This is a genomic window from Amycolatopsis thermophila, from assembly GCF_030814215.1.
Classification (GTDB): domain Bacteria; phylum Actinomycetota; class Actinomycetes; order Mycobacteriales; family Pseudonocardiaceae; genus Amycolatopsis_E; species Amycolatopsis_E thermophila.
Map to the genome: position 1 here is coordinate 1,975,869 of NZ_JAUSUT010000001.1, position 12,457 is coordinate 1,988,325.

General features: G+C 69.7%; 16 protein-coding genes. All 16 read left to right on the forward strand.

Translation table 11 applies throughout. From position 1 onward, the window contains the following. Window positions 1-68: 68 nt before the first annotated feature. The 16 genes from FB470_RS09760 (at window position 69) to FB470_RS09835 (ending at window position 12,454) form a co-directional block, all read left to right on the forward strand. Entirely contained in the window at window positions 69-794 is a 726-nt protein-coding gene (locus tag FB470_RS09760) for a hypothetical protein (RefSeq protein WP_306990562.1), read from the forward strand. A 177-nt stretch (window positions 795-971) separates the two neighbouring features. Continuing rightward, window positions 972-1,814, forward strand: coding sequence for a phage major capsid protein (locus tag FB470_RS09765; protein ID WP_306990564.1), 843 nt, complete (start codon window positions 972-974; stop codon window positions 1,812-1,814). Window positions 1,815-1,819: 5 nt separating this feature from the next. Further along, a complete protein-coding gene (locus FB470_RS09770; RefSeq protein WP_306990566.1) occupies window positions 1,820-2,188 on the forward strand; it encodes an SAP domain-containing protein in 369 nt (122 codons plus the stop codon). Window positions 2,189-2,295: 107 nt separating this feature from the next. After that, window positions 2,296-2,493, forward strand: coding sequence for a hypothetical protein (locus FB470_RS09775; protein ID WP_306990567.1), 198 nt, complete (start codon window positions 2,296-2,298; stop codon window positions 2,491-2,493). Window positions 2,494-2,496: 3 nt separating this feature from the next. Next, window positions 2,497-2,826 (forward strand): hypothetical protein, encoded by a 330-nt coding sequence (locus tag FB470_RS09780; protein WP_306990568.1) that lies wholly within the window; start codon window positions 2,497-2,499, stop codon window positions 2,824-2,826. Next, window positions 2,819-3,514 carry a hypothetical protein gene (locus FB470_RS09785; RefSeq protein ID WP_306990569.1) on the forward strand — a complete coding sequence of 232 codons (696 nt, stop codon included), beginning with the start codon at window positions 2,819-2,821 and terminating at the stop codon, window positions 3,512-3,514. The genes FB470_RS09780 and FB470_RS09785 overlap by 8 nt, the downstream gene beginning before the upstream one ends. 24 nt (window positions 3,515-3,538) lie before the next feature. Then, complete coding sequence (locus FB470_RS09790) at window positions 3,539-4,564, forward strand: glycoside hydrolase family 25 protein (RefSeq protein ID WP_306990570.1); 1,026 nt, start codon at window positions 3,539-3,541, stop codon at window positions 4,562-4,564. Window positions 4,565-4,602: 38 nt separating this feature from the next. Beyond that, the gene (locus FB470_RS09795) at window positions 4,603-4,941 is read left to right on the forward strand and encodes a hypothetical protein (protein ID WP_306990571.1); all 339 of its coding nucleotides are present in this window, start codon (window positions 4,603-4,605) and stop codon (window positions 4,939-4,941) included. Continuing rightward, window positions 4,938-5,117, forward strand: a complete 180-nt coding sequence (locus FB470_RS09800; protein WP_306990572.1) for a hypothetical protein — start codon at window positions 4,938-4,940, stop codon at window positions 5,115-5,117. The genes FB470_RS09795 and FB470_RS09800 overlap by 4 nt, the downstream gene beginning before the upstream one ends. 112 nt (window positions 5,118-5,229) lie before the next feature. Next, on the forward strand, window positions 5,230-5,685 hold the full coding sequence (locus FB470_RS09805) for a hypothetical protein (RefSeq protein WP_306990573.1): 456 nt from the start codon (window positions 5,230-5,232) through the stop codon (window positions 5,683-5,685). Further along, on the forward strand, window positions 5,679-6,002 hold the full coding sequence (locus tag FB470_RS09810) for a hypothetical protein (RefSeq protein WP_306990574.1): 324 nt from the start codon (window positions 5,679-5,681) through the stop codon (window positions 6,000-6,002). The genes FB470_RS09805 and FB470_RS09810 overlap by 7 nt, the downstream gene beginning before the upstream one ends. After that, window positions 6,002-6,352, forward strand: a complete 351-nt coding sequence (locus FB470_RS09815; RefSeq protein ID WP_306990575.1) for a minor capsid protein — start codon at window positions 6,002-6,004, stop codon at window positions 6,350-6,352. The genes FB470_RS09810 and FB470_RS09815 overlap by 1 nt, the downstream gene beginning before the upstream one ends. Window positions 6,353-6,865: 513 nt before the next feature. Then, window positions 6,866-7,303: a minor capsid protein gene (locus FB470_RS09820; protein WP_306990576.1), complete on the forward strand. Its 438-nt coding sequence runs from the start codon at window positions 6,866-6,868 to the stop codon at window positions 7,301-7,303. Next, window positions 7,300-7,788, forward strand: a complete 489-nt coding sequence (locus FB470_RS09825; RefSeq protein ID WP_306990577.1) for a phage tail tube protein — start codon at window positions 7,300-7,302, stop codon at window positions 7,786-7,788. Before FB470_RS09820 ends, FB470_RS09825 begins: the two co-directional genes overlap by 4 nt. Window positions 7,789-7,803: 15 nt before the next feature. Continuing rightward, window positions 7,804-8,373 (forward strand): DUF7426 family protein, encoded by a 570-nt coding sequence (locus FB470_RS09830; RefSeq protein WP_306990578.1) that lies wholly within the window; start codon window positions 7,804-7,806, stop codon window positions 8,371-8,373. A 193-nt stretch (window positions 8,374-8,566) separates the two neighbouring features. Beyond that, on the forward strand, window positions 8,567-12,454 hold the full coding sequence (locus tag FB470_RS09835) for a hypothetical protein (RefSeq protein WP_306990579.1): 3,888 nt from the start codon (window positions 8,567-8,569) through the stop codon (window positions 12,452-12,454). Window positions 12,455-12,457: the final 3 nt, after the last annotated feature.

Below are 12,457 nucleotides of genomic sequence, written 5' to 3' on the forward strand. Positions count from 1 at the left end.
TCGGAGCCGAGCGCATCCCCGACGCCGACGAGCTGATGGGGTGACACGGCGCTCGCACCGTGGGCGCCGTGACTGATTCCACCACCACTCCGGCCGGTTCCACCAGCACCGGCGCGACCACCGACGACAAGCAGAACGTCCAGCAGCCCCCGGCCGGCGGCGACGGGCAGCAGCAGCCGCCCGCGGGCCAGCAGCCCACCGCCGGCACGGGCCAGCAGCCCGCCGACGGCCAGCACGGCGATGGCGGCAAGACGTTCACCCAGGCCGACCTGGACCGGATCATCTCCGACCGGCTGGGCAAGGCCGAGCAGTCCTGGCAGCAGAAGCAGGCCGACCAGAACAAGAAGATCGCCCAGGCACTCGGGCTCGCCCCGGACGAGGAGGTCGACCCGGCGAAGGCGCTCGAGCAGGCGCAGACCACCGCGACTCAGGCGCAGGAGCGCGCGGACCGAGCCGAGGCGAAGGTGCTCGCCGCCGCCGCCGGGATCAACCCGAAGCGGGTCGACGCGTTCGTGAAGCTGTGCGAGATCTCGGGCGCGCTCAAGGGGGTGGACCGCTCGGACGAGAAGGCGGTCGCCGCCGCGATCAAGGGCGCCGTCGAGAAGGGCGTCGAGGAGTACCCGGAGTTCAAGGGCGGCACGCTGCCGAACGCCTCCGGCGGGGACCGCTCGGGCGGCCAGCAGCAGACGGTCACGCTGGAGCAGTTCAAGGCGATGGACGTCGACGAGCGCACGAAGCTGTACAGGGAGAACGAGGGCCTGTACAAGCAGCTCGCCGCCGAGGCGAAGAAGTGACGCGCGGCCGGGCGGTGACACCGTCCGGCCACCTTCACATCCGGAGGGATTCCCCGGCTACTCCACCGGGCGCCGACGGGCGGTAAACGGGACGGGGCGCGCAAGCGCAGGAGGAGCAGTACCCGAGCACTCCCTCGGGCGCAGACGAGCGAATCGTCCGTCCGAAGGAGATTCCCCGTGGCGCAGACCACGAGTGCCGACCTCGAACCGATCATCCCCGAGGTCTGGGCCGACATGCTCGAAGCTGACATCCCCAACGCGATCCGGTTCGCGCCGCTCGCGAACGTCGACACCCGACTCGAAGGCCAGCCCGGCGACCGCATCAAGTACCCGTGGTGGCAGTACATCGGCGACGCGGCCGACATCGCGGAGACCGACGTCATCGTGCCGACCAAGATGGACACCGACGAAGAGTCGATGACCATCAAGGAAGCCGCGAAGGGCGTCGAGCTCACCGACCGCGCGCGGCTCTACCCGGTCGGCAACCCCGAGCGCGAGGCGCGCCGCCAGCTCACCCAGGGCGTCGCGCAGAAGATCGACAACGACCTCGTGACCGTCGCCGCCTCGCCCGGAAACGGGCTCGTCACGGTCGGCGGCGCCACCCCAGTCCCGTTCACCGTCGACAACATGCTCGACGGCATCGCCGCGTTCGGCGAGCTGGACGAGGGCGAGTGGTCCGACGCCTTCGCCGGCGTCGTGATCTCGCCGAAGGAGCAGATCGAGGTCATGAAGGACGAGCGCGTCCAGACCGGCGACAAGGCCGGCGCGAACGCCACGCTCTTCAACGGCGCGATCGGCTCCCTCTGGGGCGTGCCGATCCTCGTGTCGAACCGGGTCGCCACGACCGGCGCGCTGCTCATCCGCCGGAACAGCCTGATCCTGGCGTACAAGCGGCGCCCGATCGTCGAGACCGACCGCGATATCCTCGCCCGCTCGAACGTGATCACGACCAACGTGCACTACGGCGTGTTCCGTCCGAACCGGCGCAAGGGCGTCGCCAAGTTCGCCCCGCAGGCCTGACGCCGATGCTGTACCGACGGCACACGCAGGCCCGCCAGGTCGAGGCATCGAAGCGCGGCCCGGAGATGGACGACGGCAACGTCGGCTACGCCGAGACCACGCAGGGCCTCACCCCGCAGGGCGCGCAGGACAACGAGCAGGACCCGGACGGCGGTAAGCCGGCCGAGGATCCGCGGTCGAAGCCCGAGCTGCAGGAGGCGCTGAAAGCCCTCGGCAAGCCGGTCTCCGGCAACAAGGACGAGCTGGTCGAGCGGCTGGCCGAGGCCGAGCAGGAGCAGGCCGAGCTGCAGGCGCAGGCCCGCGAGCTGGAGCTTGACGACTCCGGCACGGCCGAGGAGCTGCGCGCGCGGATCGACGCGAAGCTCGCCGAGTAGGGAGCCGGGAACCCCCGGGCGTGAGGTCCGTGGTGGTGGATCGCCTGGGGAAGGTGGTCACGCACCGGGGGTTCCCACCCTGTCATCATGGAGACGGAGGAAGACGCATGCCGTGGTTAGCGCAGCGCGTGGGCGGTCACCCGCACTACGCCTCTGCCGGGTCCGGCCTGGAAGCCGTGTACCGGCGGCTCGGCTACGTCGACGTGCCCGCGCCGGGTGCCGACGAGCAGGACGAGCCCGCCGACACCGTCGAGCCGGACGACGCCGCTGACACTGCTGTCTCCTCCTCGCGCGACAGAGAATGACCGTTGGACCTGAGCGACCTCGGCCCCCTGCCCACCTACGGCGGCGCCGGGATTCTGCTGGTGATCATCGCCGTCCTGACCCGGCTGTGGCTGACCGGTGAGAAGCGCCATGCCGACGAGATCAACCGCATGCGGGAGGCGCACGCCGCCGAGTTCGCCCGCATCAATGACGCGCACGATGCCGAACTGGCCGAGGTGAAGGCGGATGTCGCCGAACTCCGAGAGAAGTACGACGCCCTCGACAAACGCTTCGACGACGAGCGAGAACTCCGCCGCCGAACCGAGGACCAGCTCGCCGCCGCGCTCCGACAGATCAGGCCGCCTGATGCGTAGGACGACAATCCTTGCTCTCATCATCTCCGTGCTCGCGCTCGCGGCGGCCGGCTGGGTGGTGTGGGCGCAGGTCGCGACCACGACGGACAAGGCGGCTGTCGAGGAGCAGGCGCAGTCCCTCGCTGACCGGGTCGCGGAGGCGTGCGCGAAGGGCGGCCAGGCGGCGGCCGAGTTGGGCCGCGCGTGCCAGCAGGCCGCTGAGGTGAAGCCCGGCCCGGACACCGCCGCGCCCGCCCCGACCGTCGACCCGGCCACCGTGCGGCAGGCCGCCCGCGCCGCGGTGCTCGACTACTGCGGCCAGCCGTCCGCCCCGTGCCGCGGTCCTGACGGTTCCACCCCGAACGTCGACGCCATCGTCGCGCAGGTGCTCACCCGCATCCCGGTCCCGAAGGATGGCACGGACGGCAAGGACGGTGACGACGCGCCGCCGCTGTCCGATGATCAGGTGTTCGCGCAGGTCGCCGCGTTCTGCAGTCAGCCGAGCGAACCCTGCCGCGGCCCGGCCGGCGCGAACGGCACGAACGGCGTCGACGGCAAGGACGGGCCGACGTGCCCGGAGGGCTACGAGCTGGGCGACGCGCTGATCACCGCGCCGAACGGCTCGACCTACCAGGGCAAGGCATGCATCGACCCAGGGACGTCGCAGCCGCCGACCGAGCCCACGCCGCCAGCCAAGCCGACTAGGTGACAGCGGGCCCGCAACGTAGCGGGCATGGCGGTCATCACGTTCGGGCTCGACCAGAGCCACCACCAGGACCGGCGGGTCAACCTGTCCCAGGCGCGACGCGATGGCGTCGAGTTCTGCATCCACAAGGCCGGCCAGGGCGGGTTCATGGTCGACGACGACTTCGCCTACAACCTGGCGATCGCCGAGAACGTCGGCATGCTCAACGCGGCCTACTGGTTCATCGACTCCCGTTCCACGGCGCAGCAACACATCGACCTGATCGTCAAGACCGTACCCAAGCGGGTGCCCATCATTCCGGACGTGGAGTCCATTAAGGACAACCAGGGGAGGATCGTCTCGGCGCCGTCGCTGGAGCTGACGTGGGCCGTCATCAACGGCCTCCGCCGGCTCGGCTACGTCGTGCCGATCATCTACCTGCCGAAGTGGTACTGGCAGACGTGGGGCTCGCCGTCACTGGTCGGCCTGCCGCCGCTGTGGTCCAGCCGCTACCCGGATATGCAGGTGGGCACGCTCGCCGAGGAGTGGGCCGACGTCCCGGCGCACTACTGGGACGGCTACGGCGGGCTCGGCGTCGCCATCCTGCAGTTCACCAGCAGCGGCCGGGTCGCCGGCTACCAGCCGCTGGACCTCAACGCGTTCCGGGGCTCCCGGGACGACCTCGCCCGACTGCTCGGGCTCGGAGGCGGCGCGAGCGTCGTGCCGTCAGCAACCCCTGTGGAGGATGACGTGCAGAAGGATCTGCCCGCTGGCGAGCGCATGTTCGTCCGCCTGTTCATGGCGGGCAAGCCCCACTTCTTCTGGTGGGAGATCAACGACAGCAAGCCGGACGGCACCCCACACCAGGGCGAGATCCTGGACGTGGCGTACATCAAGCGGACCCCGCTCAACAGCGACAAGCCGGACTACGGCCGCGTCGGCGACCACGGCTACCCGGACCTGCGCGGCACCTTCCACAAGGACCGGCCCGGCCCGATCCAGATCGCCGACGACGTGGCCTTCATGCGCCTGATCGTGTCGTGCACCGGCGAATCCACGATGGGCGTCGGCTGATGCCGGGCCAACACCGCGCCTGGCCGAAGGAGAATCCCATGAGCGACAAGCTCACCTCGATCATCCGTACCGTCGTCCCCGGCGCGTGGGCCACGCTGGTCGCCTGGCTCGTGTCGCTCGGCCTGCCGGCCTTCGTGACCGACTGGCTGACCGGGCTCGGCGGCAAAGTCACCAGCCTCGTCGCACTCGCGGCCGTGTACGCGTTCGTCCGCTGGGTCGAACCGCGGCTCCCGGCCTGGCTGACCACGCTGCTGCTCGGCTCGGCCAAGCCACCGACCTACGCGCCGCAGAACCCGGACGGCTCCGTCACCATCCCTCAGGACCCGAAGCCGCCGGCCGACGGTCTGCGGTTCGCGCCCGGCGAGACGTTCGAGTGAGCGGCCACACAGCGGCCGGGTACGTCCGGATCGACGACGTGCCCAGGCTCCGGGACGCGCTCGTCGACATCGACGCGCGACTCGACGCCCTCGAACACGCCGTCGCGTCGCTGGCCTCGGCGCTCGCCGAACGAGGAGTCATCACCGACGAGAGCACCGAGCAGAAGGACCCGTAACCGTCCCCGTCGCGCAGGTCGACATCGCCACCGCGGCCATCGACTCGGCCACCGGGTGGAAGTGGAAGGCGGGCAACACCGCCAACGGATGTCCCAGTGAGGAGATGACGAGATGATCTGGGCAACCCCCGACGAAGTGCGCACCTACCTCGACGTCGACCAGCTGCCGGACGGCTACCCGGACGACCAGTTGCAGCGCGACATCGACCGCGTCACCCGTCTGCTGGCGGCGAAGGTGGTGCGATTCCCCGCGCTCAACGAGCAGGACCGCCCCGAGGACCCCGAGGTGCGGGCACACGTGATCGCGGCCGTGGCCGAGCAGATCAAGCACGCCCGGAAGCTGGCCGCGGACCGCGCCGCGCTCGACGGCGCACTCGGCGGCATGGCCGACGTCCTCCGCGCCGGCGGGTCGATCTCGACGAAGACCCTGTCGGCGTCCGGCGCGTCCCGCTCCGGGTCGTCCGGCGCGTCGCAGCGGGCAATGGACGTCGAGAACCGGCTGTCGCTCGACACGATCGACGCGCTCGTGGCCGCCGGCATGCTCGGCGGGAGCGTGGCCGCATGGTGAGCCTGCTGTCCCTCGTCGGTACCCCGAACCCGGTGCTCATCCGCCCCAGCCTCGGCGACGGCGACGACGGCCCCGAGTACGGCCCGCCCGTCGCCGGGTACGCCCGGTGGGAGGACACCACCTCGCAGATCCAGACAGCCGACGGCCGTGTCGTCACGCTCACCGGCATCATCTACGCGCCGGCCGCGCTGGACCCGAAGGTCGGTGACCTGCTCGCGAAGGGCGGCGACGCGCCGGACTGGCGGCGAGTGGAGAAGGTCGACACGGCGACGTGGTTCGACGGCACGGTGCTGCATCACGAGGTGTCGGTGTCCTGATGGCCGACGACTTCGACGCGGCGCTCGACGCGTTCGACGACGCGATCCGCGCCGGGCTGGTGCGCGGGGTGCAGGAGGTCACCGAAGACCTCAAACGCGAGTCGCAGAACCTCGTGCCCTACGACCAGGGCGACCTGTCCCGCTCTGCCAAGACGTCGATGGACACCAGCGGACCGACCGTGCAGGGCGCGGTGTCCTACGACACCGCGTACGCGGTGCGGCAGCACGAGGAGACGACGTGGCGCCATCAGGACGGCCGGACCGCGAAATACCTCGCGACTCCGCTCCGGGCGAACTCGGGCCGCTACCAGGAGCACATCGCGCAGGCCATCCAAACCGAGACCGAGTAATTCTGTGGTCTGGATGCCGGTGTTACGAGACAGCCGGAATGGAACACGCTAAAGTCACAACTACGCCTCGTTCCTCTTCCTCGGGCAGCTGTCGAGGAAGAGGAAGGAGGTTAGGCGATGACGCGCAAGCGTAAGCCGCAGGAGATCCGGATAGCTGTGACCGTGCACGTGCACACCACAGCCACCCGGATCTTGGTGACTGTCGCACCGGTGTTTGCCCTGGTAGGAGCGCTGTACCGGCGATAGTTTCGTCACCGCCTGGGGCCGTCTCTACGGGCGGCTCCAGGCCCCACATCCTCAGCCTCACGCGGGCTTCCGTCATCTTCTCGCATGCAGTGCCAACATGACAACACGTCCGACATGTCAACATTTCCGGAATGACGACAGGTTCAACCTGCAACACGAACCATAGCGCAACATCCCGCGTTTTGAGAATTCTCAATTTTGGGGAATTCCCCTATTCCCGGACTAGCGGATTGCGGTTTGGTGACACGTGCAGACGACGCTCATGACGTGTTGGTGAAGGCGGCGGCTCTGCATGTGGCTTCGCTGGGCCATGCCCGCTACGGCGAGCTAGGCCCGACTTCCGCGCGCCGGGGCTTCGTCGTCGACATGCCGTCCACACCGGACGAAGCGGTGTGCGTCTACCCCAACCCCTCGTTCCCGCCCGACGACGACCTGTCCGGCTACGACAACCCCGAGCTGCAGATCGTCGTCCGGACCGCGAAGGACGCCGGGCACGAAGCAGGGTACGACGCTGCCGAAGCGATCCGGCGCGACCTGCGCGACACCGCGTCGGTCGTGTGGGCGGCAGGCACCGAGCACGAGCAGCACATCTTCTCGTGCGACGCCAACGAATCCGCGCCCGTGAACCTCGGGCCGGACGAGAACGGCCGGCCACGGTGGTCGGTGTCGTTTCAGGTCAAGACACTCCCGGAGGTATCACCGTGACCACACCCACCCAGCCGGCACCGCTGAAGAAGCGCGCGGTCCGGTTCCAGCGGCTGGAGATCAACACCGGCACCGAAGACACGCCGGTGTGGACCCCCGTTCGCGGCCTGACGACCGTCGAGCTGCAGGTCTCCCCCGAAGAGGTCGACGTCTCGGACTTCGACTCGGAGGGCTGGGCCGACTCGCTCACCACCTTCCGGTCGTGGAACGTCAACATCGAGGGCTGGGAGGGCTACACCGGTCCTGACGACGAGCCGATCGAGGACCCCGGCCAGGACGCGCTCAAGGCGAAGGGCCTGTCGACCGGCTCGGACGCCTACGTGGACGTGCGCATGTACCGCACGGACAACAACAAGGGCTACCAGGGGCGCGCGACGGCGAACTGGTCCGGCACCGGCGGCGGGGTGAAGGGCGTCACCCCGTTCAACTGCCCGCTGACCGGGTCGGGCGCCCTCACCCCCTACACCCACACCACCACCCCGTAACGGAGCGCCAGGACCGTGACCACCTTCCCCCAGCTCGACCACTTCGAAGCCGACACCAACGGCCAGACCGCGCGACTCACCATCCGCGGCACCACCTTCACCTTCGCCCGAGCCTCGGTGCCGATGGAACGCGGCATCCAGCTCATGCGGCTCAACGCCGAGTACCGCCGCGCCGCCAAGGCCCGCCGCGAGGGCCTGTCCTACACGCTCAAGGACGTCCCGTACGAGGGCGAGAGCGGGGACGACAGCACCATCGACGCCTACCTCGACCTGATCGGCGACCAGCGCCCAGTGCTCGCCGCGGCCGGGTTCAGTTTCGACGACATGCTGCACGTCGGCGAGGTGCTGTTCGCCTGGTTCACCACCGGCCCGGCCGGCGCCCAGCGGTTGTTCGACCTGTACTTCGGGGAGGCGACGGGCCGCCCCCCGGCCGACGCTTCGGCGTCGTCGAGTCCGCCGACGACATCCCCGACTTCATCGAGCCGGAAGAAGCCGGCCAGCTCGCGGGCGGCGGCTTCACGTGGTCGGAAATCCTCGCCGAGTGGGACCTCATCGAAGCGGAAATCCACCTCCACTACGGAGTAGACCTGGCGGAGCCGGGCGCGCTGCAGCGCTACTCGATGCGCTGGTTCTGCGTCCGGCTCTTCGGCCTGCCCGCGAACTCCCGCCTGTGGACGAAGCTGCGGCAGGATCACGATGAGCGAGACGCGTCCATTGAGGACATCGATCGCGAGTTGGGGATCGTCCGCGAGTAACACCCCGACCTCATTGTGCGTCCGTGGCCTTGAACGTCGGGAAGCTCGTCGCCCTCATCGAGGGCGACGACCGCAAATACCGTGCGACCGCGCGTAACGTCCGCTCGGACGCCAAGGCCCTCAAGCGGGACGCCTCGGTCACGCTGTCGATCGACGGCGACGACTCCCCGCTCAAGCAGGCCGTGGAGCGGGTCAAGGCCCGAACCGACGAGGTGGCCCGCCAGGAAGCCGTGGTCCAGGTCGACGCGGACATCGCGCAGGCGCAGGCCCGCATCCGCGAGCTGGAGGGCTCCCGCGGCAAGGTCGATATCGACGTCGACGCGGAGATCGGCAAGGCCGAGGCCAAGCTCCGCAGCCTGCAGCAGCGCCGCCAGAACCTTACCCTCGGCGTCGACGTCGAGGACGGCGGCGCGACCGCAAAGGCCGCCCGACTGGGCCGCCAGATGGGCGATGCAGCGAAGGTCGGCATCATCTCGTCGGGCGTCGGCACCGCGTTCGCCGCGGCGATGGCCGGCGCCGCCGCGGGCGGGCCGCTGCTCATCGGGCTCGCCGGCGCGTTCGGGCTCACCGCTGCCGCGGCGTTCCAGACCGGGAAGGCGCTCAAGGCGTACTCCGACGACCAGAAGGCCGCGGAGACCGCCAGCGCGAGCGCAGCAGCGACGGCGGTGTCGAACGCGATCGCGATCCGGAACGCCGAGGAGTCGATCGAGGACGCGCGCCGCGCCGCCGGGCGGGCCGCCGACGACGTGGCCGAGGCGGAGCGTCGCGCGGGAGAGGTCGCGGTCGACGCGGCCGAGCGGGTCGCCGACGCGCAGCGGAACGAGTCCAGGGCCGCTGAGGACGCGCGCCGGGCGACGGAAGCGGTGAACGACGCCCGCCGCGAGGCCGCCCGGATCATGGACGACCTGGCCGAGCGGGTCTCCGACTACGCCCTGTCCGAGGAGGACGCGGCGATCTCGGTCGAGGAGGCACGGAAGCGGCTCGACGAGGTCAACAGCAACAGCCTGTCCACCGACCTGGAGAAGCGGCGCGCCGCGAACGACCTGGCGCAGGCCGAGGAACGGCTCCGCGACACCCAGCGCGAGCACGCCCGCGACGCGCAGGACCTCGCCGAAGCCCAGGCAGCCGGTGTCGAGGGATCGAAGCAGGTCGTCTCCGCGAAGGAGGCTGAGCAGGCGGCGAACGATCGCCTGGCGGACGCGCAGCGCGCCGTGGCTGACGCGCAGCAGCAGGCCGAGCGGGACCAGGTCGCCGCGTCGAAGGCGATCAGCGACGCGCGCGAGCGGGAGCAGGACGCAGACCGCAACGTCGCCCGCGCCGTGCAGGGCCTCGCCGACGTGCAGGCACAGCAGGCCGCCGCCGCGCAGGCATCCTCGGCGAAGACGTCGAAGTTCGCCCAGGAGATGGCGAAGCTGTCCCCGGCTGGTCGCGACTTCGTCAACACGCTGCTGTCCATGAAGGACATGGCGACCCGGCTCGGCGCCGAGGTGCAGACCGCGACGCTGCCCGGGTTCACCAACCTGCTGGAGGCATCCAAGCAGCTCGAACCGGTCGCCACCCACGGCATCCAGGTCATCGGCGATGCCATGTCCGACACCGCCGACAAGGCCGCCGACCTGGCGAAGTCGCCTGGGTTCCAGGCGGACCTGTGGTCGTCGTTCGACCAGGGCGCCGACCTCGTCCGCGCCTCCGGCGACGCCGTCGTCGACGTCACCCGCGACTGGGTGCACTTCACCGCCCAGGCGCGCCCGGCGACGAACGGCATGATCGAGCTGATCGGCGACCTCGCCGACGGCACGGGCGACTTCTTCGACAACGCCGTCCCCGGCATGGACGCCTACGGCGACATCCTCAGCTCGGTCGGACAGATCGGGCGCGACAGCCTCGGTACGCTCGGCACGCTGCTCGCCAAGCTGGCGACCGAGGGCGCCCCGTTCGTGCAGCAGCTCGCCGACACCTGGCACCACTTCCTGGACTTCCTCGAGGACTTCTCGACCGGGTTCTTCCCGTCGTTCTTCGGCTCCTGGAACACGCTGCTGGACATCCTCGACGGGCTGATGGCCATGCTGGGGCCCATCGCGCCCGCGCTCGGCGGCATCGCGGGCGCCGTGCTGCCGTTCGTGACCGCGCTCAAGCTCATCGACAAGGTCACCTTCGGCGCGGTGACCGGGCAGATCCGCGGCATCAAGGCCGAGATGGACAAGGCGGACAGCACCCGCGAGAAGTGGGGCGCCGGCCTGTCCGGGATGATCGGCACGGTCTTCAACCCGTGGGGTCTCACGATCGGAATCGCGACCGGCGCGCTGGCCATGTTCGGGCAGAAGCAGCAGGAGGGGCAGAAGCTCACCGAGACCTACCGCGCCTCGGTGAAGACGCTGACGGACGCGATCCGGGAGAACAACGGCGTCATCAACGACCACGTCCGGGAGTTGGCCGCCCAGGAGTACGGCGGCAAGGGCGTGATCGACTCGCAGAAGACGATTCGCCAGACCGCGCAGGACCTCGGCATCAACCTCGACCAGCTCACCGACGCGTTCCTCGGTAACAAGGACGCACAGGCCGCGATCCAAGGCCAGCTCGACGGCATGAAGGTGAAGTGGTACGACGTCGCCGACGGGCTTGGCCAGGCCGGCCAGGACTTCCTGTACTGGATGGGCCTGGCGGACGAGGGTGGGTTCAAGGCCGAGGACTTCTCCGAGTCGCTGGGAGCGCTGTTCAACGAGATCAACAGCACTGCCGACGCCACCAAGGCCATGTCGTACGAGCAGAAGGTCGCCCAGGACGCGGCCGATGATCTCGACGCGGACTTCAAGACGCTGGCCGACACGTCGAAGGACGTCGCGACGCGCGGCCACGCGATCATCGACATGCTGCGCACGCTGTCCGGCCAGTCCCCGACCTACGAGGATGCGGTGAAGCGGACCAACGACCAGTTCCGCGACCTCGTCGACCTGTTCGGACAATCCATCGACAAGTCGAAGGGCTGGGGTGACGCACTTCTCAATGCGAACGGCTCGATCAACACGACCACTGAGAACGGCTCGCGCCTCTACGACACGATCAACGGCATCGCCGGCACCACCGCTGCCGCGGCCCAGGCCGCCTACGACTACGCGATCCAGCAGGGCCAGGACGTGCCCGCGGCGATGGCCGCCGCGAATGACGTCGTCACCGCCCAGCACGACCGGCTGATGGACCTCGCGGGCTCGATGGGCATCTCCCGCGACGCCATGCAGGAGCTGCTGAACAAGTACGCCCTCACCCCTGAGCAGGTCATGACCCTGATCGGGCAGCCCGGCATCGAGAACGCGAAGACCCAGACAGCCGACTACCGCGACAAGTTCCTGAACAGCATCCCGGGCAACAAGAACACCACGTTCACCGTCGACCCGACGCCGGCCTACAACTCGGTGTCCCAGTTCTACGACTGGTACTTCCAGGTCATCTCGAACCCCCTGCCCGCCCCGTCGATGGGTTCGCTGGACAACCTCGGCCTGCTGTCCGGCGGACGCGCCCAGGGCGGCCCGGTCAAGGCCGGCGAAACCTACCTCGTAGGCGAGGAAGGCCCCGAGCTCGTGACCATGCCCGGCAACGGCATGGTGTACACCGCCAGCGACACGGCGGACATCCTCGGCGCGCTCGAGCAGTCGCGCGCCAGCGTCGCCGCCGCGACCGCGCCGCGCGTCCCAGCACCACGCGGCGGCGCGAGCACAGGGGGCGCCGCGCAGGCCGCGGCACAGGCCACGCTGAGCCGCGTCGCGGCGATCGAGCGGGCGGTCGCGAGCATGGCGGGCGAGATGGCAGCGCTCGCGAAGCGCCCGGTCTTGCCGACGCCGGTTCGGCTGCTGGTCGACGGGCGGGAGATCGCCCGCGCGAACGACCGCGGTCGCCTGCTGAACTCCCGCACGTGACAG